Raw genomic sequence first — 25,522 nt, 5'->3', positions numbered from 1 at the left:
GGAGGTCTCGACGGCTCGGCGAACCCGACGGGTCTGTCTACTCGAACGCCTTCGCGATCAGCTCGCGCTGCTCGACCTCGTGCACCTTGGACGACCCCGCCGAAGGCGCGGCCATCGGGCGACGCGAGACGCGCTTCACGGCGAACCGCGAGGGCAGCAGCTCGGGCAGGGCCAGACCGAAGAACGGCCACGCGCCCTGGTTCGCCGGCTCCTCCTGGACCCAGCGGACCTCGGTGGCGTTCGGGTAGCGGTCCAGCGCCTCGGTCAGCTTGCGCGCCGGCACCGGGTAGAGCTGCTCGACGCGCACCACCGCGACGTCCTTCTCGGCCCGCTTCTCCTGCTCCGCGGCCAGCTCGTAGTAGATCTTGCCGCTGCACAGCAGAACCTTGGTCACCGCGTTCGGGTCGACACCGGTCACGTCGTCGATCACCGACTGGAACCGGTCCTCCACGAAGTTCTCGACCGGGCTGACCGCGGTCTTCAGGCGGAGCATCGACTTGGGGGTGAACACCACCAGCGGGCGGTTCACGCCGTCCAGCGCGTGCCGGCGCAGCAGGTGGAAGTAGTTCGCCGGCGTGGACGGCACCGCGATCGTCATCGAGCCCTCGGCGCACAGCTGGAGGAACCGCTCGATGCGGCCGGAGGTGTGGTCCGGGCCCTGGCCCTCGTGGCCGTGCGGCAGCAGCAGCACGACGTCGGAGACCTGGCCCCACTTCGCCTCACCGGACGAGATGAACTCGTCGATGATCGGCTGCGCGCCGTTGACGAAGTCGCCGAACTGCGCCTCCCACAGCACCAGCGCGTCCGGGTTGGCCACCGAGTAGCCGTACTCGAAGCCCAGCGCCGCGAACTCCGACAGCACCGAGTCGTAGACCATGAACTTGCCCTGGTCGTCGGCCAGGTTCTGCAGCGGCGTGTACTCGGAGCCCTTCTTGCGGTCCACCAGGGTGGCGTGCCGCTGCACGAACGTGCCGCGCCGCGAGTCCTGGCCCGCCAGGCGGACCGTGCGGCCCTCCAGCACCAGCGACCCGAACGCCAGCAGCTCGGCGAACGCCCAGTCGATGCCGCCCTCGCGGGCCATCTTGGCGCGCCGCTCCAGCACCGGCTTGACCCGCGGGTGCGGGGTGAAGCCCTCGGGCAGGTCCACGTGCGCGTCGGCGATCTTCTCGATGATCGACCGGTCGACGCCGGTGGGCAGCTTGGCCGGGACCTGCTGCTCCTGCTCGATCGACGGCGAGGTCTTGATCGGGTGCTTCTCCAGCTCCCGGACCTCGTTGAACACGTGCTCCAGCTGCGAGGAGAAGTCCTGCAACGCCTTCTCGGCCTCTTCGACGGAGATGTCGCCGCGACCGATCAGGGACTCGGTGTAGGTCTTGCGGACCGAGCGCTTCGTGTCGATCACGTCGTACATCGCCGGCTGCGTCATCGAGGGGTCGTCGCCCTCGTTGTGGCCGCGACGGCGGTAGCAGACCATGTCGATCACGACGTCCTTGTTGAACGCCTGCCGGTAGTCCACCGCCAGCTTCGCGACCCAGTAGCACGCCTCCGGGTCGTCGCCGTTGACGTGGAACACCGGCGCGCCGATCATCTTCGCCACGTCGGTCGAGTACTTCGACGAGCGCGAGTGCTCGGGCGCGGTGGTGAAGCCGACCTGGTTGTTGACCACCACGTGCACCGTGCCGCCGGTGCGGTAACCGCGCACCAGCGCCAGGTTCAGCGTCTCGGCGACCACGCCCTGGCCCGCGAACGCGGCGTCGCCGTGCATCGCGACCGGCAGCACGGAGAAGCCCTCGCCACCCTTGTCGAGGATGTCCTGCTTGGCCCGGACGATGCCTTCCAGCACCGGGTCCACGGCCTCCAGGTGCGACGGGTTCGCGGTCAGCGACACCTTGGTCTCGCCGTCGCCGAACATCCGGAAGTACTTGCCCTCGGCGCCCAGGTGGTACTTCACGTCACCGGAGCCGTGCGCCTGGCCGGGGTCGAGGTTGCCCTCGAACTCGCGGAAGATCTGCGAGATCGGCTTGCCGACGATGTTCGCCAGCACGTTCAGCCGGCCGCGGTGCGGCATGCCGATGACGACCTCGTCGATCTCGTGCTCGGCGGCCTTGTCCAGCACCGCGTCCAGCAGCGGGATGACCGTCTCGCCGCCTTCGAGCGAGAACCGCTTCTGGCCGACGTACTTGGTCTGCAGGAAGGTCTCGAACGCCTCGGCGGCGTTGAGCTTCGACAGGATGTACTTCTGCACGGTGGCCGGCGGCTTGTCGTGCGGCACCTCCACGCGCTCCTGGATCCAGAGGCGTTCCTCCGGGTCGAGGATGTGCATGTACTCGACGCCGACGGTGCGGCAGTACGAGTTGCGCAGCACGCCCAGGATGTCGCGCAGCCGCATCCGCTCCTGGCCCGCGAACCCGCCGACCGGGAACTCCCGGTCCAGGTCCCACAGGGTCAGGCCGTGCGACAGGACGTCGAGGTCCTGGTGGCTGCGCTGGCGGTAGTTCAGCGGGTCCGTGTCGGCCATCAGGTGGCCGCGGGTGCGGAACGCGTCGATCAGCTCGATGACGCGGGCGGTCTTGTCGACCGCGCCCTCGGGGATGTCGGCGACCCAGCGGATCGGCTCGTACGGCAGCCGCAGCGACGTGAAGACGTCGTCGTAGAAGTCGTCCTCGCCCAGCAGCAGCTGGTGGATGCGGCGCAGGAACTCGCCGGACTCCGCGCCCTGGATGACGCGGTGGTCGTAGGTGGAGGTCAGCGTGATGACCTTGCTGACGCCCATGTCGGTCAGGGCCTGCTCGCTGGTGCCCTGGAAGTGCGCCGGGTACTCCATCGCGCCGACACCGATGATCGTGCCCTGGCCAGCCTGCAGGCGCGGCACCGAGTGGTTGGTGCCGATCGTGCCGGGGTTGGTCAGCGAGATCGTGGTGCCGGAGAAGTCCTCGGTGGTCAACGAGCCCGTCCGCGCCTTGCGGATCAGGTCCTCGTAGGCCTGCCAGAACTGCGTGAACGTCATGTTCTCGCAGCCCTTGATCGAGGCCACGACCAGCGTGCGCGAGCCGTCCTTGCCGGGCAGGTCGATCGCCAGGCCGAAGTTCACGTGCTCGGGGGTGACCACGAACGGCTTGCCGTCGACGGCGGCGTAGTGCCGGTTCATGTTCGGGTACGCCTGGAGCGCACGGACCACCGCGTAGCCGATCAGGTGGGTGAAGGAAACCTTCCCACCGCGGGTGCGCTTGAGGTGGTTGTTGATCACGATGCGGTTGTCGGCCAGCAGCTTCGCGGGCACGGCACGCACGCTCGTCGCGGTCGGAACGGAGAGCGACAGCTCCATGTTCTTCGCGATGGCGGCGGAAGCGCCTCGGAGTTGCTTCTGCTCCTCGCCCTGCGCCGGCTGCACCGGTGCGGCCTTGGCGGCCTGGGCGGGCGCGGGCTTGCTCGTGGGCTTCTGGGCCGGCGCCTGGGACTTCGGCTGCTGCGCGGGCGCCGGTGTGGCGGGCGCTTGCTTGACCGGAGCCGGCTTGGTGGCGGTCGTGGTGCCGTTCTCCGCGGCCGTCGCGGCCCCGTTGCCAGACCGCTGCGTCGACGACTTGTAGTCGGCGAAGAAGTCGTGCCAGGCCGGGTCTACCGACGACGGGTCGGCGAGGAACTGCTCGTACATCTCCTCGACCAGCCACTCATTCGGGCCGAACTGTGAAGCAGGACTGCTGCTGGACACGGCTGGCGCTCGCCTCTATCCATCTCGCTCTTGGTAATGACTCACTCATGGTCAGGCTAGTCCCCCGTCTGGTGCAGTTCACACACAGGAGGTGCCGGGCGGCGAGTGTTCTCTCACAGGATCGATCAGGGCATCGGTCCTGTTATGGGTGCTTGAGCATGACTTGAGGTTAAGCCCGTCACATGTCTCGTTTGGCCACGACTTGGAGTAGGTGTGCGCACTGTTGCGGTGATCTCGGTGTGAGGGTGTTCAGTGGACTGAACCCGGAGCTCTCGTGGAGCTCCTGTGGCACTCTGACCTGCATGTTCAACCTTAGGGTTGACTTGACTGGCCAGACTTCGTATGTTGTGTTCAACCGAACGGTTGATTAAGGAGATGGTGGTGGACGACCAGCTGTCGCGGGTGTTCTCGGCCCTGGCCGACCCGATCCGGCGCGACATGGTGGCGCGGCTGGCGGTGGGTGACGCGACCGTGAACGAGCTGGCCGAGCCCTACTCCGTGACCGTGCAGGCCGTGTCGAAGCACCTCAAGGTCCTGGAGGACGCCGGGCTCGTCAGCCGCAGCAAGCAGGCGCAGCGGCGGCCCGTCCACCTCGAAGCGGAGGTGTTCGACCTGATGACGAAGTGGATCGAGCGCTACCGGCAGGAGGCGGAACAGCGCTACCAGCGACTGGACGCCGTGCTAGCCGAGATGGCGGTCGAGGACACGGACCCAGCGAGTAACCGAGTGCCCAGAGTTCGAGGAGAAGCATCATGACCACGACCACGCACCCCGAGACCACCATCAGCGCCGACCCGGCCGTGCCGACCATCCACATCACCCGCGAGTTCGACGCCCCGGTCGACGCGGTGTTCCGCGCGCACACCGACCCCGAGCTGGTGGTCAAGTGGCTGGGCCCGCGTTCGGTGACCATGCGGGTCGACCGGTGGGACGCGACGACCGGCGGGGCATACCGGTACATGCACACCCACGGTGGCGAGGAGTACCGGTTCTACGGCTCGTTCCACGAGGTGCGGCCGAGTGAGCGGATCGTGCAGACGTTCACGTTCGAGGGCTACCCGGACGGTGTGGCGCTGGAGACGCTGACGTTCGAGGACCTGGGCGGCGGACGGACGCGCCTGCACACGGTCAGCGTGTTCGAGACGACCGAGGCCCGCGACATGGCGATGGCCAGCGGCATGGAGACCGGCGTCGTCGAGGGCTACGAGCAGCTGGACGAGCTGCTCGCCGAGGCCTGAACCCACCACTCCGCCCCGCACGCCTCACCGGCTGCGGGGCTGCCTCGTGCGCGCACACGCCTGACCCGGCCGCAGCGCGCTGTTGGAAACCTGAGGCCGGGTCGACCTTCCGGATCAGTGGGTGGCGGTGAGTTCGGTTGTGCCCAGGTCCGCGCCGTGGGACCAGAGGCGGGCGTAGTGGCCGTTTGCTTCCAGCAGTTCGGTGTGGGTGCCCTGTTCGACGATCCGGCCTTCGGACAGGACGATGATCCGGTCGGCGCGTGCGGCGGTGGCCAGGCGGTGGGCTACTACGAAGGTGGTTCGGGCGCCGGCTAGGTGGTCGCTCGCTTCCAGGACCGCTGACTCGGTGGCCGGGTCCAGTGCGGCGGTGGCTTCGTCCAGTAGGAGCAGGGCGGGTTGGACCAGTTCGGCGCGGGCCAGGGCTACCAGTTGGCGTTGTCCGGCGGAGAGGGCTTGTCCGCGTTCGCCTACCTGTTGGTGGAAGGCGGCGGGCAGGGCGGCGACGATCGGTAGGGCGCCGACTGCGCGGACGGCGGCTTCGATCTCGGCTCGGGTGGCGTCCGGGTTAGCGTATGCGACGTTCTCCGCGATGTCGCCGCCGAACAGGTGGGCCTCCTGCGGGACGATGCCCAGGCGCTGGCGGAGCGCCGACAGGTCGTAGTCGCGGACGTCCACGCCGTCGATCAAGACCGTGCCCTCGGTGGCGTCGTAGAACCGCGCTACCAGCTTGACCAGCGTCGATTTGCCCGCACCGGTCGCGCCTACCAGCGCCACGGTCTCGCCGGGCGAGACATGCAGGGAGATCCGCTCGACGGCCGGCCGGGTGGTGCCCTGGTAGGCGAAGGTCACGTCGCGCAGTTCCACCTCGCCGCGCAGCGCCGTCACGGGCACCGGGTCGTCGGCAGGGGGGACGGTGGTGGGTGTTCGGAGCAGGTCGCCGATTCGACTCAGGCCGACCCTGGCCTGCTGGTAGCCGTCGAACACGCCGGACAGTTGGTACAGCGGCGAGAAGAACAGGCCCAGGTACAGCACGAACGCCAGCAGCACGCCGGGTGACAGGGTGCCGTCCGCCACCCGGTACGCGCCGACCACGAGAATCCCGGCCTGCGCCACGCCCGACAGCAGGGCGAGGAACGGGAAGTAGGTGGCGATGTAGCGCTGGGCCCGGATGCGGGACCGGCGGTAGGCGTTGCTGCGTTCGGCGAACGCCTCCGCCGAACGCGCCTCCCGCGTGTAGGCCTGGGAGACGCGCAGGCCCGAGACGTTCTCCTGGAGGTCGGCGTTGACGGCGCTGATGCGTTCCCGCGCCTCCCCGTACGCGGCGGACGACAGGCGTTGGAAGATCACTGTCGCCACCAGCAGGACCGGCAGCACGCTCAACGCCACCAGCGCCAGGCCCGGATCGGTGACCACCAGCGCCACCGCGATCCCGGCCACGGTCAGCACGCTGATCACGAACGTGGTCAGGCCGGTCTGGAGGAAGCTGGACAGGGCGTCCACGTCCGTGGTCATCCGGGTCATGATCCGGCCGGCCATCTCGCGCTCGTAGTAGTCCAGCCCGAGTCGTTGCAGGTGGGCGTAGCTGCGCACGCGCAGCAGGTACAGCAGGCGCTCGCCGATCTTCGAGGTCACCACCGTGCCGGCCGCTGCGGAGGCCCAGCCCAACAGTACGAGCGTGAAGCTGATCGCGACCGCCGTCCACAGCCAGCCGATCTCGCCGCCGACCACGCCCCGGTCGATGCCCAGGCGCACCAGGTTCGGCGAGGTGACCGCGAGCGCCGTGTCGACCAGCAGGAGACCGGCCACGCCGAGCATCGCCCAGCGGACCGGGCGCAGCAGGGTGCGCAGGCGGAAGCCGGGGTCGGGCGCGCGTGGGTCCTCGCCGTTGAGGACGGGCACGTCCAGTGCGGGCGGCAGGGCGTGGACCCGCGCCATGAGTTCGGGGGTCGGTGGGGTGCCACCGAGCAGTGCCGACGTGGTGCCGCCGCCGCCACTGCTCCGCGACACCTTCGTGGTGCCGACGGCCCGGTTCGCCGCGCGCACGGCCAGTTCGTCCTCGTCGGACTCCGGCCACAGGTCGGGGGTCGTGCCGTCCGGTCCCGGTTCGAGCCGGGCGTCGGCACGGGGAGCGACCTGTTCGATCGCCTCACCGGGGCCGGCCAGGAGTTCGCGGTAGAGGCGGCAGCGCTTGTGCAGCTCGGCGTGCGTGCCGACGTCGACCACGCGGCCCGCGTCGAGCACGGCGATGCGGTCGGCCAGCGTCAACGACGAGCGCCGGTGCGCGATCAGCAACGTGGTGCGCTCGGCCGTCACGGTGGCCAGCGTGCGGTGGATCGCGGCCTCGGTCGCGGTGTCCACGGCCGATGTCGCGTCGTCCAGCACGAGCACCCTCGGGTCCGACAGCAGCGCACGGGCCAGGGCGACGCGCTGGCGTTGACCGCCGGACAGCGTCAGGCCGCGCTCGCCGACGACCGTGTCGTAACCGTTCGGCAGCGCCTCGATGAACCCGTGCGCCTCGGCGGCCCGTGCCGCCGCACGCACCTGCTCGTCGGAGGCGTCCGGCAGGCCGTAGGCGATGTTCGCCCGCACGGTGTCGGAGAACAGGAACGCCTCCTCGAACACCGTTCCCACGGTCTGCCGCAACGACGACAGCCGCAGCTCCCGCACATCCACACCGCCGACGGACACCGCGCCCTCGTGCACGTCGTAGAACCGGGGCAACAGCAGCGACACCGTCGATTTGCCCGATCCGGCCGTGCCGACGATGGCCAGCGTCTCGCCCGGCTCGACCCGCAGCGACACCCCGGACAGCACCGGGTCGCTGCGCGTGTACCCGAAGCTCACGTCCCGCAGCTCCACCGCCACCGGACCGGGCGGGACGTCGCGGTCGCCGTCCACCACGTCCGGCTGCGAGTCGATCAGCTCGTACACCCGCTCCACACCCGCACGGGCCAGCTGGGCGGTCACCATCAGGCTCGACAGCAGCCGGGTCGGGCCGACCAGCGTCGCCACGTAGGTGGAGAACGCCAGGAAGGTGCCCAACGTCACCTCGCCGCGCACCGCCATCCAACCGCCCAGCGCGAGCACCGCGACCTGCCCCAGGTACGGCAGGGCGGTCAACGTCGCCGACGGGCGCGCGGTCAGCCGTGCCGCGCGCATCCGTTCGGCGAACAGCAGCTTGGCCCGCGACTCCAGCCGGGTGACCTCGCGCGCCTCCTGCCCGAAGCCCTTGACCACGCGCACGCCGGTGACGGTCTCCTCGACCTGCTGCGCCACGTCCGCCGCGCGTTGCTGCGCCGACCAGGTGGCCGGGAACAGCGTCAGCCTGCTGCGGGCCGCGACCACGCCGACGGCGGGCACGATCACCAGGGCGATCACGGTCAGCAGCGGTGACAGCCAGAACATCGCCACCAGCGCGGCCACCGCGAACACGACCGTGCCGAAGGCCAGCGGTGTCATCGACAGCAGGCTGTTGACCAGCTGGAGGTCGGTGATCGAGCGGGACACCACCTGCCCGGTGCGCAACGCGTCCTGCTTCGGCCCGTCCAACCGCTGCACCGCGCCGAACACCGCCTGGCGCAGGTCGTGCTGCACGTCCACGGCGAGGCGCCCGCCCAGGAACCGGCGCACGAACGCGGTGCCGAAGGTCAGCAGTTCCAACCCGACCAGCGCGACCGCGAGCCACGTGAGGCGATCCGTGCGGCCCGCGATGGCGTCGTCCACGGCGACCTTGATCAGCAACGGGCTGACGGCTTGCAACCCGACACCCACGACGGCGGCCAACACGGACCACACCACCAGTGCACGGTGTTTCCAGCACGCGGTGGCAAGTCTGCGAATCCAGCCGTCGGAAGTAGTCACGCATCCAACATAGGTCGGACCACCGACGGTTTTGGTGTGCTTGATGTGATGAAGGCCGCCCCCCAAGCACGGGGACGGCCTTCATCACACTTTCAAGATCACGCGTTTAGGTGATGTCCTTGCGCTGAGTGGTGGCCCAGCCACCGAGGAAGAACAGCGCCGTCCACGCCAGGAAGATCAGGCCGCTCAGCCACCAGTCGAACGCGCCCAGCGCGCCCGCGATGGCCCGCAGCCCGTCCACCAGGTCGTCCGGCACCACGCCGGCGTTCGCCAGGAACAGCGACGACGCCACCGAACCGGTCAGGCCGTTCACCGCGCCGTTGGGCAGGAAGCCGATGATCTCCGGCAGACCCTGCGAGGCCAGCACCAGCTGGATGCCGTTCTCCACGATCAGCACGTAGAGCAGCAGCACCACGGTGGTGCCCACGACGCTGGTCATCAGTGCGCCGACACCGACACCGAACATGGTCATCAGGATCGACGCCAGCACGCCGACCGCGGCCAGCGCGAGCCACCCCGCCGGGTCCGGCAGCGCGCCGGCGTCCGAGGTGAGCGCGATGCCGATGCTCACCGAAGCCACGATCGCGATGCCGAAGATCGCGCCCCACACGATGTAGACGATCATCTTCGCGGCCATCGCGGAGACCCTGGTCGGCGCGGTGAGGAACGTGGTGGTGATGGTCTTGCGGTTGATCTCGTTCGAGATCGCCAGCCCGCCGAAGATCATCGGGAAGATGGTGGCCACGTTGATGCTGCGGGCCATCCCGAACAGCGACATCTGCCACTGCGTCGGGTCCTCCACCCCGAGCAAGAGGGCCAGTTCTTCGGCCTCGTCGCTGCTCATGAACTCCGAGACGCTGGTGAAGATGGCGCCGGTGCCCAACGCCCAGCCGAACGCGAGCAGCACGGTCGGGATCATCAGGCCCCACCACAGACCGGTGGTGGTGGTCTTGCGGAACTCCGCCTTGATCAGGTTTCCCAGCATCACGCACCGCCCCCGAGTCCGCCCTGGCCCTGCTGCTGACCGTACGGGTTGTCCTGCGGCGGTTGCTGGGTGCCCGGCGGTGGTGGTTGGTAGCCCTGCGGAGGCTGTTGGTACTGCTGCTGCTGGTAGTCCTGCGGCGGCTGCTGATAGCCAGGCTGCTGATACCCGGGCTGCTGGAACGGCTGCGACGGGGTCTGGTAGCCCGGTTGCTGCTGGTAGCCGGGCTGCTGGTAGCCGGGCTGTTGGTAACCCGGCTGTTGGTAACCCGGCTGCGGGTAGCCGCCCTGCGGCTGCCCGTACGGGTCCGGGCCCATCTTCTGGCCCGGCGCCGCGAACTGGCCGTTGGTGAGCTGGAAGAACAGCCGCTCCAGGTCGACCTTCTCCTCCTGGATGCCGTAGATCGACACGCCCGCCTTCAACGCGGTGTCCGCGACCTGCTTGGCCTCCACGCCGGTGACCGCGATCCGGCCGTCCGGCAGCTGCTCGATGCCGTTGATCCCGTCCTCGCGCAGCGCCGCGACCAGCGCGCCGATATCGGACGGCTGCACGAGCACCCGGCCCTGCTGCTGGTCGCGCAGGTGGTCGAGCGGCCCGTAGTACATGGTCTGACCGCGGCTGATGATGACCACCTGGTCGACGGTCTGCTCGATCTCGGCCAGCAGGTGGCTGGAGATCAGCACGGTCCGGCCGCTGCGCGCGTAGGACTGCAGGAACGTCCGCAGCCACGCGATGCCCTCCGGGTCCAGCCCGTTGGACGGCTCGTCGAGCACCAGGATCTGCGGGTCGCCGAGCAGCGCGGTGGCCAGGGCCAGCCGCTGCTTCATGCCCAGCGAGTACCCGCCGGCCTTGCGATCGCCCGCCGCGCCGAGCCCGACGAGTTGCAGCACCTGGTCGGCGCGCGAGTCCGGCACGCCGATCGCGGCGGCGTAGACCCGCAGGTGGTTGCGGGCGGTGCGCTTGGGGTGGAAACCCTGCGCCTCCAGCACCGCGCCGACCACCCGGGCCGGGTTGCCGAGTTGGTTGAACGGCCTGCCGTTGATCAGTCCGATGCCCGCGGTCGGGGTCACCAGGCCGAGCAGCATGCGCAGCGTCGTCGTCTTGCCCGCCCCGTTGGGACCGAGGAAGCCGGTCACCGAACCGGGTTCCACCGTGAAGCTGAGATTCTGCACCGCTGCCACCGGACCGAACTGCTTGGTCAAGTTCTGCACCACGATGCGGCCAGTGCCGTCGTGCACGCGCGTCCCTCCCGAGTACTCCTATCGGGGGTCATCCTGCCCTAGGCAGGTCACTCGGGGAGGGCGTGTCGCGGTTTCGATCGCACCACCGGTATCTCGGTCGTCACCTCGGCGTCGTTGGGACGGCGCAGTTGGCGCAGGGGACGGCGGCGTTCGCGGTGCGGCAGGCCGTCGCCGATGAGGTGCTGGTGGGCCATCGTCCACACCTGGCACGGCCACTTCTTGTGCCGCAGGATGCCGGGGCACGCGCCGCAGCGGCCGTCGGGATCGGGCTGGTGCACGGTCAACAGCAGGCGCCATCCGTCGGCCAGGCGGTGGATCTCGGAGCGCGCGAGCGGCAGCAGGGCGTCCGCCTCACCGCGTTCGGCGATCTCGTCCAGCAACGCCAGCCGGCGCAGTACTGCCGCCCGCAGTGCCTCGTCCACGCGGGCTCACATCCTGTCGGCGGCTTGGTCCAGCAGTCGGTGCAACCTGCGTGTCTGTGTGACTGACATCACAGCCGACTCGCCGGGTGGCGCGACCAGCAGAACTCGGTCGTTCTCGACGAGCACGGTCATCGACCGGTCCCGCCCGAACGGGTCGTGGCAGTCGATCCAACCCTGAGGTTCAGCCATTGCGCTCCGATCGCCGGGTGGCGCGGCAGCACGCCGCGCGAACGGACGACCCCGCTGCGTAGCTGCGGAGTTCCCGTCTTGTGCATCGGCCGGAGGACGTCGTGACTTACCCGTTACGACGGGAATTCACTCTTTCGCTTGAGGCCGCCCACACTCCGTTGCCTGCCGGCGAGGAAATGTTGGCCCGGATCGGTGGGGTGGCTGGGCACGGCAGCCTTTGTCCGGCTAAGATTGGTAGCGCGGCCCGCTCCCAGTGACCCCCAGGCTGGTTGAGCGGGCCGTCTTTATTGCCGAAGGGCCCCGCTCACGTGCTGTGAGCGGGGCCTTTTCGCTGTGTTGGATGGCCGCTGCTCCGCAGCCGGGGAAGTCCGCGACCTCGCGTAGAGGGTCCGTGCGACGGCTCAGAGGTCGAGCGGGGTGTGGGTCAGGCCGTGCGCCTCCGCCACCGGCAGGTTGGTCAGCAGGCCGTCGTGCACGTTCAGACCCAGCGCCAGCGACGCGTCCGCGTGCAGCGCCGCCTGCCAGCCCTGTTCGGCCAGCGCCACGGCGTACGGCAGGGTCACGTTGGTCAGCGCGTAGGTGGAGGTGCGCGGCACCGCGCCCGGCATGTTCGCGACGCAGTAGAAGACCGAGTCGTGCACCTGGTAGGTCGGGTCGGCGTGCGTGGTCGGCCGTGAGTCGGCGAAGCAGCCGCCCTGGTCGATCGCGATGTCCACCAGCACCGAGCCGGGCTTCATGTCCCCCACGAGCTGGTTGCTGACCAGCTTCGGCGCCTTCGCACCGGGCACCAGCACCGCGCCGATCACCAGATCGGCCTCGCGGACGGCCTGCTCGACCGAGTACCGGTTGGACGTCACGGTGCGCAGGCGGCCCTGGTAGAGGGCGTCGATGTGGCGCAGCCGGTCCACGTTGGTGTCCAGGATCTGCACGTCCGCGCCCATGCCGACGGCGATCGCGGCCGCGTTCAGGCCCGCCACGCCGCCGCCGATGACGACGACACGCGCCGGGTGCACACCGGGCACCCCGCCGGGCAGCACGCCGCGGCCACCGGAGGGCTTCATCAGCGCGAACGCGCCCACCTGCGGCGCGAGGCGGCCCGCGACCTCGGACATCGGCGCCAGCAGCGGCAGCGCGCCGTTCGCGGTCTGCACGGTCTCGTAGGCGATCGCGGTGGTGCCGGAGTCCAGCAGCGCCTGCGTCAGCGGCCGGTCGGCGGCCAGGTGGAGGTAGGTGAACAGGACCTGGTCCCGGCGCAGCCGCGGGTACTCCTCGGCGATGGGCTCCTTGACCTTGAGCACCAGCTCGCCCTCGGCCCACACGTCGTCCGCGGTGGCCAGGACCTTCGCGCCGGCGGCCAGGTACTCCTCGTCGGTGATGGCCGAACCGAGGCCCGCACCGGCCTCGACGAGCACGTCGTGACCGCGTTGCGTCAGCTCGTGGGCGCCCGCCGGGGTCAGCGCGACGCGGTACTCGTGGTTCTTGATCTCACGGGGGACTGCGATCCGCACGGTGGGCTCCTTCAGCCGTTGTTACACCAAAGGTCCGGTACGGGGGTTTCGGTGTCATCGTCCTGCGGGCACTAACGACCAGGGGTCGTGTTGTGCTGTGTGAACAAGTCCGGCGGTCCGTTGACACCCGTCCGCGTGGGGACCTAGCGTTCGCGGAACCAACTGAACAACGGCCGCGGCGCGCTGTCAGCGCCGGAACCCGCGCGGGAGAGACCTCGGTGTTCGTGCCGAGGCGCCGAAGGAGCAAGTACCCCGCACACTCTCAGGCAGCGAGAACCGCTCGGGTGAGGCGACTCTGGAAAGCGTGCTTCGGCGCGCACCCACGGTGCAAGCCGGGTGGATCGACGTCTCAGCCGTCGCCCCGGCGAAGCTCTCAGGTCCCAGGACAGAGTGGGGATCCGGACCTCGCCATTAGGGAGCGCTGTCGTGACTTTTCCGGACAACCTGCTGTACACGCCCGAGCACGAGTGGGTGGACTGGGCGCCGGGTACCCAGGAGCCCGTGGCGATCGGCATCACCTCGTACGCGGCGGAGGCGTTGGGCGACATCGTGTTCGTGGAGCTGCCCGAGCTCGGCGCCGTCGTCAAGTCCGGCGACGTGTGCGGCGAGCTGGAGTCGACCAAGTCGGTGAGCGACCTGTACGCGCCGGTCAGCGGCGAGGTGGTGGCGGTCAACGAGCTGGCCGTCAACGACCCGGCGTTGATCAACAACGACCCGTACGGCCAGGGGTGGCTGTTCAAGGTGGTCGTCACCGACGCGACCGGGTTGTTGACCGCCGCGAAGTACGCGGAACTGACCGGGGACTGACGTCGTGGCGATCAGCGTGTTCGACCTGTTCTCCGTCGGGATCGGACCGTCCAGTTCGCACACCGTGGGTCCGATGCGGGCGGCGACGATGTTCGCCGCCCGGCTGCGGCCCGTGGTGGAGTCGGTCGACCGGGTGCACGTGGAGCTGTTCGGGTCGCTCGGTGCGACCGGTCACGGGCACGGCAGTCCCAAGGCGGTGCTGCTCGGGTTGGAAGGGCACCGGCCGGAGGACGTCGATCCGGCGCAGGCCGAGCTTCGGGTGGCGGAGATCCGTGCCACCGGGCGGTTGCGGTTGGGCGGCGTGCGGGAGATCGCGTTCACCGAGGACCCCGATCTGGTCATGCACCGGCGGAAGTCGCTGCCGTTGCACCCCAATGGGATGAGCTTCGCCGCCTACTCGGGTGACGCTCTGGTCGATTCGGCGGTGTACTACTCGGTCGGCGGCGGGTTCGTGGTGGACGAGACGGCCACCGGGACCGACCGGATCAAGGCCGACGAGACGCCACTCCCGCACCCGTTCCTGACCGGCGACGAGCTGCTGGCGCGTACTCGGGAGACCGGGTTGTCGATCAGCGACGTGATGCTGGCCAACGAGCAGTCGTGGCGATCGGAAGCCGAGGTGCGGTCGGGTCTGCTGCACATCTGGGACGTCATGCAGCGGTGCGTCGAACGCGGCTGCACGGAGTCCGGTGTGCTGCCGGGCGGGTTGAAGGTCCGCCGGCGTGCCGCCGAGATGCGCGGGCGGCTGGCCGCCGAGCACTACGCCACCGACCCGTTGCGGGTGATGGACTGGGTGACGCTGTTCGCGCTGGCGGTGAACGAGGAGAACGCCGCCGGCGGCCGGGTGGTGACCGCGCCGACCAACGGCGCGGCCGGGATCGTGCCCGCGGTGCTGCACTACTACACCCGGTTCGTGCCGGGCGCGTCCGACGACGGGGTGGTGCGGTTCCTGTTGACGGCGGGCGCGGTCGGCGTGCTGTTCAAGGAGAACGCGTCGATCTCGGGCGCCGAGGTCGGCTGCCAGGGCGAGGTCGGCTCGGCCTGCTCCATGGCAGCGGGCGGGCTGGCCGAGGTGATGGGCGGGACGCCGGAGCAGGTGGAGAACGCGGCCGAGATCGCCATGGAACACAACCTCGGTCTGACCTGCGACCCGATCGGCGGGTTGGTGCAGATCCCGTGCATCGAGCGCAACGCGTTGGCGTCGATCAAGGCCATCACGGCGGCACGGATGGCGTTGCGCGGTGACGGTTCGCACTTCGTGTCCCTGGACAAGGTCATCAAGACCATGCGTGAGACCGGCAAGGACATGAAGAGCAAGTACAAGGAAACGGCACGCGGCGGCCTGGCGGTGAACGTCATCGAGTGCTGAACGGGGTGGGAGGTGGTCCCGGGGTTGGGCCACCTCCCGCGTCGGTCGGGGGTAGATCGGGTGGGTCACTCTGCGCGCTCGGGTGCCGTCGGTGGTGGGGAGCCGGTGAACCGGAGGAGCTAGGGGAGCACGGACTCGATCGCCTTGACGACGGTGTCGTCCTCCGGCTCGGTGGTCGGTCGGAACCGGGCCACTACCTCGCCGGTCGGGGCGATCAGGAACTTCTCGAAGTTCCACTGGACGTCGCCGGCCGTGCCGTCGACGTCGGCGAACTCGGTCAGCTCCGCGTAGAGCGGGTGCCGGGACGGGCCGTTGACGTCGATCTTCTCGAACATCGGGAACGTCACACCGTAGGTGGTCGAGCAGAAGGTCGCGATCTCCTCCGCCGTGCCCGGCTCCTGCCCGGCGAACTGGTTGCACGGGAACCCGACCACGGAGAACCCCTGTGCCGCGTACCGCTCCTGGAGTCGCTCCAAGCCCTTGTACTGCGGCGTCAGCCCGCACTTGGACGCGACGTTCACCACCAGCAGTGCCTTGCCCGCCAACGTGCCCAGGTTCGACGGCTCGCCGGCCAAGGTGTGCACGGGGATCTCGTGGATGCTCATGCCTCCGAGGCTACGTGCCGTTCCACCAGCGCCCGCAAGGCCTTCATCTCCACGGCCAGCGCGGCACGGCCCGGTTCCGTCACACTCACCCAGGTCCGAGGTCGTTTCCCGTCGTAACCCTTCTCCACCGCCACCAGCCCGGCCTGCTCCAGCACCGCGATGTGCCGCGACAGGTTTCCGGCAGTCAACTCCAAAGTGGACCGCAGGTAGCCGAACTCGACCCGCTTCGCCTCGGCCGCGACGGTCAGGATGCCCAGCCGGTGCCTCTGGTGCACTACGTCGTCCAGCGACGCGGTCGGGTGATCAGCCACGCCGCAAGCCCACCAGACCGCCGACGACGAGCGCAAATCCCGGCAGCATCACCACGCTGCCCAGAGACCACGCGGTGGCGGGCGTCAACGTCAGCGGCGTGAAGGCGGCGGACAAGCACAGGGCGACGAGGTAGGCCGCGGTGATCGTGGTGAACCGGGTGCTGCGCTCCACGGCCGCCAACACCACCAGGCCGAGGCCGATCGCGATGAACTGGCCGATCGCGCTCTGGGCGTACTGGAGCACCGCCGTGCCCAGCACGGCCGCCGTCAACGTCAGGACGCGTGGTGCTCGCCAGCGCCACAGCACCGTGGCCGCCGCGATCACGATCGCACCGATGCCGGTGGCCGGACCTTGACCCCAGAAGCCGATCGCGGTCCTGGGCAGCAACCAGATCAGGCCCATGCTGACCAGGGGTGAGCCGAGGCCGATTGCCAACGCGCCGAGGTAGCCCCTGGTGGACGTCTCGATGCCGACCCGCGCCCCGCGCCTGTGGTACCACCACGCGGTGGCGAGCGCGCCCACCAGCAGCACGACCGGCCAGTACAGGCCGAGCAGCAATGGGTGCCGCACTTCGGTGTGCGCGCCGAGCACCGACAGCGGGTTCCACTCCACCTGCCGCACGACCGGGTTCGACGGCGCGTACAGCGGTATCGCCAGGAACGACGCGATGCCGAAGAACAGCAGCGGGAACGGGTAGGCGTGCCGATCCTCCCGCGCCCGACGGCGTAACTCCGCCAGATCCCCCAACAGGTCTGTCATGCAGCCAGGTTTGCAGTGCAAAGCAGCTGCGTCAACCGGGCAGGAAATCACCCGGATGAATCCTTCAAGCGGTTCGCGCGGGGAGTGAAGCGGCTTATCTGAAACGCAGCGTGCCGATATTAAAGATCGGATCACTCGGATGGGTCAGGCCGGAGTGCCTGACGGTAAGGGTATTCGCAGATCCTTGCTGCGACCGCATTTCACGAATGTGAAGATTGTTGACGATTACCGTCCGGAGTCCCTACGGTCAGCCCAGAGGTCCGAGGACCTTCGCAGAAACCCCGTAGAGGGGTCCACGACTTCGGCGGCGGTGTCGTGAGCCCCTCTACGGGTGTCTCGCCGAGGCCGTGCCGCATCAGAAGTCGAACACCGGGCCGGTCTCCGCGTGCATCACGCACGAGTTCGGGAACGTCGCCTCGAACGTGCGCGACTCGCCCCGCCACCTGCCGGACGCAGTCACCCGCACCGGGTCGTACTCCAGCGTGCACAGGCCCTGGCCGTTCGACAGGCCTTCGATCTGGCCGTCCACTTCGGACAGCGCGAGGCAGGCCTGGTCGGCTTTGGGGTGCAGACCGCCGGTCGGCTCGCAGGTCAGGCTGACCAGTTGGACCTCTTCGTCGCGCACCACGGTGAGCACGAAGCTCGACTCCGGTGCGGAGAAGACCGGGACCAAAGCGGCCATCGCCGCGAACAGGGGGAGTGGTGCCATGCTTCCCAGGCTGGCCGCCTGGCACCACTCGCTCCAGCGAACTCACCGGATCGTGTGGTCCCCACGGGGGTGGTTTACGGACCGGCACTCTCCTGGACGGCTGCTGGACGGCTGCTCTTAGACGGCTGCCACGACCAGGTCCGCGACCGCCCGCATGCCGGCGGCGTTGGGGTGCACCGGGAACGCGGGCGCGGTCGGCACCAGGCCCTCCACCCACTTCACGCCCGGCAGCTGGCACACGTCCCGGCCGAGGCTGCTCGGGTACGGGTCGACGAACGTCGCCCCCGCCGCACCGGCCCGCGCGCCCAGCATCCCGTTCAGCTTGCGCTGGGTGGCGTCCAGGTACGGCACGTCGCCCACCGAGATCGGCACCACCGGCCAGCACCCGTGCGACGGCGGCAGGATGCGCAAGTAGGCCACTACGACGACGTGGGCCTCGGGCGCGCGCTGCGCGATGCCTTGCAGCACCGCCGCGACCTTGGGCGCCAGGGCGTCGATCCGCGCGGCCAGCCGATCCGTGCCGCCGGCCGTGTAACGCCTGGTGCAGGGGTTGCCGAACGGGTCGAGCACGCTGTCCTGGGCGCAGGTCAGGATGATGTCGGAGAACCCGATGTCGTTGCCGCCGATGGTGACGGTGACCAGGTCGGTGTCCGGGGTCAGCGCGTCGAGCTGCGGCGGGTTCGGGCCGAACAGCACGTCCTGCGGCGCGGTCATGTCCACCGTGGTGGCGCCGCCGCAGGTGACGTCGGTGAGCTTCGTGCCGAGGCGTTCGGCGACCAGGGACGCGTAGTTCCTGGTCGACCGGAAGCAGCCGAGCGGGTCGGTGCGCTGGTGCGGGATGAACGGACCGGAGGCGTAGGAGTCGCCGAGCGCGACGTAGTTCCCGTACGCCGGGGTTCCGGGTGTCGCGGCGGCAGCGGTGGTGGTGGCGGTGGCGGGCACCAGCAACGCCGCGGCGAGAGTGAGTACCGCGGGCAGGCGGAGGGTCATCGTCGACCTCATTACTCGCGAGTAGGCAGGGACTTACGGATAGTGTCTGTGAGGTATCTCACTGTCAAGGCCCGCATCTCAGGGGACGGGCCAGGGTGGGTGGATGGCATCCGAGGTGCGCCGGGTGGCGTTAGCCAGTTCCGCGGGCAACGCGGTGGAGTTGTACGACTTCCTGCTCTACGGCACCGCCTCGGCGCTGGTGTTCGACAAGTTGTTCTTCCCCTCCTTCGACCCGCGCATCGGCACGCTGCTGGCGTTCGCCACGTTCGGCGCGGGGTTCCTGGCCCGGCCGTTGGGCGGGGTGGTGATCGGGCACTTCGGCGACCGCATCGGCCGGCGGTCGATGCTGGTGCTGACGTTGACCGCGACCGGTGTGTGCACGGCGGCGATCGGGTTGCTGCCGACGTACTCGTCGATCGGGTTGGCCGCGCCGCTGCTGTTGGTGTTGCTGCGGTTGGTGCAGGGGTTCTTCCTCGGTGGTGAGCAGGGTGGCGCGACCCTGATGGCGGTCGAGCACGCGCCGGCGGGGCGGACCGGTTGGTACGGCAGCTGGACGTTCCTCGGGTCCCCGATCGGGCTGCTGCTGGCCAACGGCGCGATGGCGGCGTCGACCGCGGTGTCCGGGGACGCGTTCCTCGGCTGGGGCTGGCGGGTGCCGTTCCTGTTCAGCCTGGTGCTGGTGGGCGTCGGGCTTTACGTGCGGCTGTCTGTGGAGGAGAGCCCGGTGTTCCGCGAGGCGCGGGCCACGGCGGGCGCGGTCCGGTTGCCGCTGGTCGTGGTGCTGCGGGACTCGTGGAGGCGGGTGCTGCTCGGCGCCGGTGTGAACCTCGGGTTCAACATGTTCATCTTCGTCGTGGCCACGTTCGCGGTGTCGTACGGGACGAAGCAGCTCGGGATGGCGCGCGGGACGTTGCTGAACGCCGGGCTGATCGGGGCGTTCACCCAGGCGGTGGCGATCCTGGTGTTCGCGCGGCTGTCCGACCGGATCGGGCGGCTGCCGGTGATGCTGGGCGGGGCGGCGTTCCTCGGCGTGTTCGCGTTCCCGCTGTTCTGGCTGCTGGAGACGCGGTCACCGGGGTTGGTGGTGCTGGCGATGGTGCTGGCGTTCACGGGCTCCGCCGCGATCTTCGGCCCGATGCCCGCCTACTACGCCGAGCTGTTCGGCACGCGGGTGCGGTACAGCGGGGTGTCGTTGAGCTACCAGCTGGGCGCGGTCCTGGGCGGCGGCTTGTCCCCGGTCGTGGCGACGTGGCTGCTGGGAGCCACGCCGACGCACGACTCGTGGCCGATCTCGTTGTACCTGATCGCCGGCGCCCTGATGAGCGCGACGTGCCTGCTGGCGATCGGTGAAACCCTCCGCCGCTCGGCCGAGGTCACGACGCGTTAGTGGCGTCAGCTGTCGTCGTTCACGCGGGTGACCCTGGATCAGTGGGCCAGCAGTGTTGCCACCACGTCGGCGATGCGGTTCGCGGGATCGCTCACCGTTTCGGTAGTGCGCCAGGCGATCACGCCGTCGGGGCGGATCAGGCTCGCGCCCTGCTGGCCGATGCCGTAGCGCTTGGCCAGGTCACCGGTCGGGTCCTGCAAAGTCGGGATCTCCACCGACGTGACGTCGGCCGCCGCCCAGACCGGGTTCAGGGTGAGCAACGTCCAGGTGCCGAACAGGTCCAAAGTGGATTTGGAAGTGCCCTGGTGCTCCACCACCACGTGCGGTGCGCGGAAGCCCGGTCGGCCGCTGGGGTCGGCGGGGTTCTCCATCGGGGCCGGGTCGGCGTCGTCGATCAGGACCGCGTTCGAACGGCAGCGGTAGCCGAGGGTCAGGTGCAGGTGGTCGACCTCGTCGGGCACGTCGGGGCCCGCCAGTTGCGGGGCGAACCGCTGCACGTAGTTGGCGAACGACCCGTCGACCACCAGCTTCCCGTACGGCCGCCGTTCGGCCTCGTAGCTGTCCAGCAGGCCCTCGCCGGCCTCGCCCTTCAGCACCGCCGCCAGCTTCCACGCGATGTCGAACCCGTCGCCGATCGCCGTGTTGCCGCCCAGACCACCCGTCGGCGGCGTCACCTTCGCCGCGTCACCGACCAGGAACACCCGCCCGGCCCGGAACCGGTCGCTCAGCCACGCGGCCATCTCCCACCGCGTGATCTCCAGGATCTCCGGCTCCAGGTCCGGCACGTCCGTCGCGATCCGCAGCAACTCGACGCACCGCCGCGGCGGGTAGTCCGCCGCCGACTCCCGCGCCGGGTCGTACTCGACCGTCAACACGTTGCGCCGCTCGGTGTTCGTCGCCACGAGCGTGCCGGTGAAGGCCTGGTTCCGCAGGTAGTACAGGGTGAGCTTGTCCGGGACGATGTGCGAGGACATGTCGGCGTCGAACACCACCCCGATGTGGTGCGACAGCTCTCCGGGCCCTTGCCGCCCGATCTCCACCCACTCGCGCACCACGCCGCGGTGCCCGTCGGCGCCGATCACGTAGTCCGCCCGCACGGTGTACTCGCGCCCGGCCGACCGGACCCGTGCCGTCACCCCGTCGGCGTCCTGCGCCAACGCCACCAACTCGGTCTCGAACAGCACCTCCGCGCCCAGCTCACGTGCCCGCCGCAGCAGCACCGGTTCGACGTGGTCCTGGCTGGCCATGCCGGAACGTTCGGGGCTGAGCGCGGTGTCCCACTCGTCGTCCTCGTGCATGATCGTGTGGAACACCCGGCCGCGCAGGCTCTCCGCGACCTTGATCACCAGTCCGCCGTCGAGACCCGCGCTGCCCGCCAGCACCTCGTCCGCGACCCCGGCCCGGCGCAGTAACTCCATCGTCCGGTGCGTCTGCCCGGTCGCCTTCGGGTGCGGTGACGTCCCTCTGTGCTTCGAGATCCCCAGCACCTCGATGCCCTGCTGCGCGAGGAACAACGTGGCGGACAACCCGCCGAGCCCCGCACCGACCACCAGTACTCGTACGCGCTTGTCTCCCATGGTTAAGAATCTTAGTAGCTAAGAGACTCTCTAGACAAGGGAGACGGTGCTCCCGGTTCGCGCCGACTCGAACGCCGCTTCCAAGACCTCCAGCCCGGTGACCGCGTCGGCCACCGGAACGGGCGCCTGACCAGCCGCGATGGCGGCGTAGAAGGCCTGGTACGTCCCCGGCTCGGTGCGCACGGCCTCCGAGCCGAGCACGCCCCACCGGTCCTGCGGGTCCTCGCCCCAGCCCTCGCCGCCGGGCACCACGCCCGCCTTCAGCGCCTCCTCCTGAGGGTCCATCCCGTACTTCACGAACGCCGACCGGTTGCCCAGCACGCGGAAGCGCGGCCCGAGTGACGCCACCAACGCCGACGCCCACAGGTGCGACACCGTGCCGGACGGGTGGGTCAGCGCCAGGAACGCGTCGTCGTGCGCCTGGGCACCCGGCCGCAGCGCCCGCACCTCCGCGTACACGCTCGTCGGCCGCCCGAACAACGCCACCGCCTGGTCCACCAGGTGGGTGCCCAGGTCGAACACGATGCTGCCCAGGTCGGCCGGGTCGCCGGACTCCTTCCAGCCGTCCTTCACCTCCGGCCGCCACCGCTCGAACCGCGACTCGAACCGGTGCACGTCGCCCAACGCGCCCTCACCGACCAGCCGCGCCACCGTGCGGAAATCGCCGTCCCAGCGCCGGTTGTGGAACGGCGCGAGCAGCAGCCCGCGTGACGTCGCCAGGTCGGCCAACTCGCGCGCCTCGGCAGCCGACGCCGCGAACGGCTTGTCCACCACGGCGTTCAGTCCGTGCTCCAACGCGGTACGGGCGTGCGCGGCGTGGAACCGGTTCGGCGTGGTCACCACGACCAGGTCGAACTCGTCGGCCCGCCGCCACACCTCGTCCACCGACGCGATCAGCTCCGCCTCGGGGTACCGCGACGCCACTTCCGCCCGCCGTTCGGGATTGCCGGTGACGACCGCCGACAAGGTCAGGCCGGGCGTGGTGGACAGGAACGGTGCGTGGAACGCGGCTCCGCCGAGCCCGTAACCGATCAGTGCGGTGCGCATGCCGGAACCCTAAGCGCCCCTCGCGCCGGGTTATCCATGGTCCGCGCTGTCCATCCACAGCCAAGCCCTCGACCACTGCGAACCGCCGGCCCAGCCGGCAAGATCAAAGCAGGGGTCCCCTTGGCGGGGACCCCTGCGAAGCGAGCAACCCCCGAAGCCGGGGGACCGGGCTGGAAGCCGGCCGTGATGCGGGTGAACTCCCAGCCCGGCTGGGTGATGCCGCGGCAATTCGGCGCCACTGGCCAGACGCCACTGGCCAGACGTGACTGGCCAGACGCGTCTGACTAGTCCTCCAGCGCGGCGGAGATCCACGGGGTCACGGGCAGGTCGCGCGTCTCGCACTCCGCGGCCAGCTTCACCGTCCACCGCAGCGCTTGCAGCACCACCGTGGCCAGTTCCTGCGGCCGGCCGTTGGCCAGCGCGATCTCGATCTGCTCGGCCGCCGCCTCCTGGTCGCCGTGCACCTCGGCGAGCAGTGTGCGGATCGCGGTGCGGACCGGCGGGTCGGCGTCGTCGATCGGCACCTCCTGGCCGTCCTCGTCGAAGACCTGCATCTTCACCGGTGTCGCGCCGCCCGAGCCGAGGGCGGCGACCATCGCGCTGCACTCGGAGAAGAGCAGGAGCACCAGCTCCCGGATCTCCTCGTTCCCCTCGGGCGAGCCGCTGAGGTAGCCGGTGACCAGGTCGACCGCGACAGCGTCCTCCCCGACCTTGGCGGCGGCCAGGGCCTCGGCGGCCACGGCCTGGAGCCGTGACCAGCGATCCGGATCTTGCTGCGGGTGCATTCAGCCATCTTCCAACACGGAGTAGGGGCGCACAGCTCTACAGCTCTGTCGTATTGCCTACCCGGTGGTGTTCGCCTGCCGCAACGGCTTGTCCGGGTGGGGGACTCTCGGGTATGGGTGCTCCGGGCGTCCGTGCTACCCGGGTATGACAGCCCGTAGGGGCATGTGCCGGTACGGCCCGACGCCTAGCATCGGGCCCGTGATCCGCACTCTCCTCCAGGTCGTGCTGCTCCGCGACCGCACGCGGGTCTTCGACGGCTTCCGCTACCGCCGGGTGTTGAACGCGTTGGTGCTGGTCTACGGCCTGATCATGGCGATCGGGATCAGCCAGGAGTACGTCGACTCCGAGGAGCCGGACGGCTGGTGGCCGCTGCTGTTCGCGATCTACGGCGGCAGCTTCGTGTTGATGCTGCACTCCACGCTCGCCGCCTGGCGGCTGGCCACGGCGGGTCTGCTGGTCACGCGGATGCTGATGGCATCCGAACCCGACCTCCTCGGCCTGTGGCCGCTGACCTGGTACATCCCGGTGCTGTTGGCGGTCGGGATGATCCACAGCGGCCGGGTGGCGCTGGTCGTCGGTCTGGTCACCGCCGGGATGGTGGTCCTGATCACCGGGTCGGGCTGGACCGAGTACCTGGTGCCGACGATCGGCATCCTGCTTCTCGTGCTCCTGCTCGGGTACGCGTTCGGCGCGCGCGGGCGTGCTGAGCAGCGGTTCCACTCCGAACGGGACGAGAAGGCGGCGCTGGTCGAACGCGCCCGGATCGCCCGCGAGATGCACGACGTGGTCGCGCACCACATGTCGTTGGTCGTGGTCCGGTGCGAGACCGCGCCCTACCGGATCACGGACCTGTCCGAGGCGGGCCGACGCGAGTTCGCCGAGCTGGGCGCGGCGGCACGGGCCGCGATCACCGACATGCAGCAGCTGCTGGGCGTGCTGCGGGCCGAGGACCAGCGGGCCGACCGGACGCCGCAGCCGGGGTTGGCCGACATCAGGGCGCTGCACGCGGACGCGTCGGTCACCGAGGCCGAGGTGCCGGAGGCGGTCGGCCTGACCGCGTACCGGATCGTGCAGGAGGCGCTGACGAACGCCGGTCGGCACGCGCCGGGCGCGACGACGTCGGTGACCGTGGAGCTGGTGGACGGACAGCTGCGGGTCCTGGTGCGGAACACGGCCGGCGGGCCGTCGCTGGGCGGTGGCGGTGGGCACGGGCTCAGGGGTATGCGGGAACGGGTGGCGGTGCACGGCGGTTCGATGACCGCCGAGCCCACCCCGGACGGGGGTTTCGAGGTGTTTGCCAAGATTCCGGTGGGGGTGCGGCGGTGATCCGGGTGTTGGTGGCGGACGACCAGGAGATGGTGCGGGAGGGGTTCTCGGCGCTGCTGGACGCCCAGTCGGACATCACCGTGGTCGGGTCCGCCGGTGACGGTGTCGCGGCCGTCAGCGGGGTGCGCCGGCTGCGGCCGGACGTGGTGCTGATGGACGTGCGGATGCCGGAGATGGACGGGCTGACCGCGACCCGGCTGCTGGCCGACGACCCGGTCAAGGTGCTCGTGCTGACCACGTTCGACCTGGACGACTACGTGTACGAGGCGTTGCGGGCGGGTGCGAGCGGGTTCCTGCTCAAGCACGCGCCCGCGAGCGAGTTGCTGGCCGCGGTGCGGGTGGTGGCGCGGGGCGAGGCGTTGCTGGCGCCCTCGGTGACCAAGCGGCTGATCGAGGACTTCGTGAAGTCGCAGCCGGTGCGGGTGGTGAAACCGGCCGCGTTGGGCGCGTTGACCGAGCGGGAGACCGAGGTGCTGCGGTTGATCGCGCAGGGGCTGTCCAACGGCGAGATCGCCGGGCACCTGGTGCTGGCCGAGCAGACGGTGAAGACCCACGTCAGCCGCGTGTTGATGAAGCTCGGACTGCGCGACCGGGCCCAGGCGGTGATCGCGGCCTACGAGTCCGGTCTGGTGGTACCGGGGTAGGGCTCCAAGATCGGCACTACGGGGTGACGATCCGGCGGACGTGGTCTTCCTAGT

General features: G+C 69.7%; 21 protein-coding genes and 1 riboswitch. Of the genes, 7 read left to right on the top strand and 14 right to left on the bottom strand.

The window, feature by feature from the left end; all coding sequences use genetic code 11:
- Nucleotides 1–37: 37 nt before the first annotated feature.
- A complete protein-coding gene (locus tag ALI22I_RS34865) occupies nt 38–3,709 on the bottom strand; it encodes a multifunctional oxoglutarate decarboxylase/oxoglutarate dehydrogenase thiamine pyrophosphate-binding subunit/dihydrolipoyllysine-residue succinyltransferase subunit (RefSeq protein ID WP_077009792.1) in 3,672 nt (1,223 codons plus the stop codon).
- Nucleotides 3,710–4,084: 375 nt separating this feature from the next.
- On the opposite strand from ALI22I_RS34865, the gene ALI22I_RS34860 reads away from it, so the two are divergent.
- Entirely contained in the window at nt 4,085–4,465 is a 381-nt protein-coding gene (locus tag ALI22I_RS34860) for an ArsR/SmtB family transcription factor (RefSeq protein WP_202971141.1), read from the top strand.
- Complete coding sequence (locus ALI22I_RS34855) at nt 4,462–4,947, top strand: SRPBCC family protein (protein WP_077009791.1); 486 nt, start codon at nt 4,462–4,464, stop codon at nt 4,945–4,947. Before ALI22I_RS34860 ends, ALI22I_RS34855 begins: the two co-directional genes overlap by 4 nt.
- A gap of 114 nt (nt 4,948–5,061) precedes the next feature.
- On the opposite strand, the gene ALI22I_RS34850 is transcribed toward ALI22I_RS34855, so the two are convergent.
- From ALI22I_RS34850 to ald, 5 genes are all read right to left on the bottom strand, one after another.
- Complete coding sequence (locus tag ALI22I_RS34850; RefSeq protein ID WP_077009790.1) at nt 5,062–8,808, bottom strand: ABC transporter ATP-binding protein; 3,747 nt, start codon at nt 8,806–8,808, stop codon at nt 5,062–5,064.
- 106 nt (nt 8,809–8,914) lie between these two features.
- Complete coding sequence (locus tag ALI22I_RS34845; RefSeq protein ID WP_077010151.1) at nt 8,915–9,793, bottom strand: ABC transporter permease subunit; 879 nt, start codon at nt 9,791–9,793, stop codon at nt 8,915–8,917.
- Nucleotides 9,793–11,028 carry an ABC transporter ATP-binding protein gene (locus tag ALI22I_RS34840; RefSeq protein WP_077009789.1) on the bottom strand — a complete coding sequence of 412 codons (1,236 nt, stop codon included), beginning with the start codon at nt 11,026–11,028 and terminating at the stop codon, nt 9,793–9,795. Before ALI22I_RS34840 ends, ALI22I_RS34845 begins: the two co-directional genes overlap by 1 nt.
- A gap of 50 nt (nt 11,029–11,078) precedes the next feature.
- Complete coding sequence (locus tag ALI22I_RS34835; protein ID WP_077009788.1) at nt 11,079–11,453, bottom strand: hypothetical protein; 375 nt, start codon at nt 11,451–11,453, stop codon at nt 11,079–11,081.
- A 590-nt stretch (nt 11,454–12,043) separates the two neighbouring features.
- Nucleotides 12,044–13,150, bottom strand: a complete 1,107-nt coding sequence (ald, locus tag ALI22I_RS34825) for an alanine dehydrogenase (RefSeq protein WP_077009786.1) — start codon at nt 13,148–13,150, stop codon at nt 12,044–12,046.
- A 194-nt stretch (nt 13,151–13,344) separates the two neighbouring features.
- Nucleotides 13,345–13,439: riboswitch (glycine riboswitch) on the top strand.
- Nucleotides 13,440–13,576: 137 nt separating this feature from the next.
- Here ald and gcvH point away from each other — a divergent pair.
- A complete protein-coding gene (gene gcvH / locus ALI22I_RS34820; protein ID WP_077009785.1) occupies nt 13,577–13,957 on the top strand; it encodes a glycine cleavage system protein GcvH in 381 nt (126 codons plus the stop codon).
- 4 nt (nt 13,958–13,961) lie between these two features.
- On the top strand, nt 13,962–15,326 hold the full coding sequence (locus ALI22I_RS34815; protein WP_077009784.1) for an L-serine ammonia-lyase: 1,365 nt from the start codon (nt 13,962–13,964) through the stop codon (nt 15,324–15,326).
- A gap of 119 nt (nt 15,327–15,445) precedes the next feature.
- Here the strand turns inward: ALI22I_RS34815 and ALI22I_RS34810 are convergent, their stop codons facing one another.
- The 5 genes from ALI22I_RS34810 to ALI22I_RS34790 all read right to left on the bottom strand — a co-directional run bounded on the left by ALI22I_RS34810 (nt 15,446) and on the right by ALI22I_RS34790 (nt 18,701).
- On the bottom strand, nt 15,446–15,931 hold the full coding sequence (locus ALI22I_RS34810) for a glutathione peroxidase (protein ID WP_077009783.1): 486 nt from the start codon (nt 15,929–15,931) through the stop codon (nt 15,446–15,448).
- Entirely contained in the window at nt 15,928–16,242 is a 315-nt protein-coding gene (locus ALI22I_RS34805) for a winged helix-turn-helix domain-containing protein (RefSeq protein WP_077009782.1), read from the bottom strand. Before ALI22I_RS34805 ends, ALI22I_RS34810 begins: the two co-directional genes overlap by 4 nt.
- Complete coding sequence (locus ALI22I_RS34800) at nt 16,235–17,002, bottom strand: hypothetical protein (RefSeq protein ID WP_077009781.1); 768 nt, start codon at nt 17,000–17,002, stop codon at nt 16,235–16,237. The genes ALI22I_RS34805 and ALI22I_RS34800 overlap by 8 nt, the downstream gene beginning before the upstream one ends.
- A gap of 355 nt (nt 17,003–17,357) precedes the next feature.
- On the bottom strand, nt 17,358–17,711 hold the full coding sequence (locus ALI22I_RS34795) for an SSI family serine proteinase inhibitor (RefSeq protein ID WP_077009780.1): 354 nt from the start codon (nt 17,709–17,711) through the stop codon (nt 17,358–17,360).
- Nucleotides 17,712–17,828: 117 nt separating this feature from the next.
- On the bottom strand, nt 17,829–18,701 hold the full coding sequence (locus tag ALI22I_RS34790; RefSeq protein ID WP_077009779.1) for an SGNH/GDSL hydrolase family protein: 873 nt from the start codon (nt 18,699–18,701) through the stop codon (nt 17,829–17,831).
- A gap of 103 nt (nt 18,702–18,804) precedes the next feature.
- Here ALI22I_RS34790 and ALI22I_RS34785 point away from each other — a divergent pair, with 103 nt between their 5' ends.
- The gene (locus tag ALI22I_RS34785; RefSeq protein ID WP_077009778.1) at nt 18,805–20,088 is read left to right on the top strand and encodes an MFS transporter; all 1,284 of its coding nucleotides are present in this window, start codon (nt 18,805–18,807) and stop codon (nt 20,086–20,088) included.
- A gap of 38 nt (nt 20,089–20,126) precedes the next feature.
- On the opposite strand, the gene rdmE is transcribed toward ALI22I_RS34785, so the two are convergent.
- The 3 genes from rdmE to ALI22I_RS34770 form a co-directional block, all read right to left on the bottom strand.
- Nucleotides 20,127–21,665 carry an aklavinone 12-hydroxylase RdmE gene (gene rdmE, locus ALI22I_RS34780; RefSeq protein ID WP_077009777.1) on the bottom strand — a complete coding sequence of 513 codons (1,539 nt, stop codon included), beginning with the start codon at nt 21,663–21,665 and terminating at the stop codon, nt 20,127–20,129.
- 30 nt (nt 21,666–21,695) lie between these two features.
- On the bottom strand, nt 21,696–22,712 hold the full coding sequence (locus ALI22I_RS34775; RefSeq protein ID WP_077009776.1) for a Gfo/Idh/MocA family oxidoreductase: 1,017 nt from the start codon (nt 22,710–22,712) through the stop codon (nt 21,696–21,698).
- Between the two features lie 284 nt (nt 22,713–22,996).
- Nucleotides 22,997–23,497 carry a hypothetical protein gene (locus ALI22I_RS34770; RefSeq protein ID WP_077009775.1) on the bottom strand — a complete coding sequence of 167 codons (501 nt, stop codon included), beginning with the start codon at nt 23,495–23,497 and terminating at the stop codon, nt 22,997–22,999.
- A 199-nt stretch (nt 23,498–23,696) separates the two neighbouring features.
- Here ALI22I_RS34770 and ALI22I_RS34765 point away from each other — a divergent pair, with 199 nt between their 5' ends.
- Together ALI22I_RS34765 and ALI22I_RS34760 are read left to right on the top strand one after the other, a co-directional pair.
- A complete protein-coding gene (locus ALI22I_RS34765) occupies nt 23,697–24,824 on the top strand; it encodes a sensor histidine kinase (RefSeq protein WP_077009774.1) in 1,128 nt (375 codons plus the stop codon).
- Nucleotides 24,821–25,468 carry a response regulator gene (locus ALI22I_RS34760; RefSeq protein WP_077009773.1) on the top strand — a complete coding sequence of 216 codons (648 nt, stop codon included), beginning with the start codon at nt 24,821–24,823 and terminating at the stop codon, nt 25,466–25,468. Before ALI22I_RS34765 ends, ALI22I_RS34760 begins: the two co-directional genes overlap by 4 nt.
- Nucleotides 25,469–25,522: the final 54 nt, after the last annotated feature.

Origin of the sequence: Saccharothrix sp. ALI-22-I (genome assembly GCF_001984175.1) — a bacterium.
GTDB lineage: Bacteria > Actinomycetota > Actinomycetes > Mycobacteriales > Pseudonocardiaceae > Actinosynnema.
This window is presented reverse-complemented; position numbering and strand designations above follow the sequence as displayed.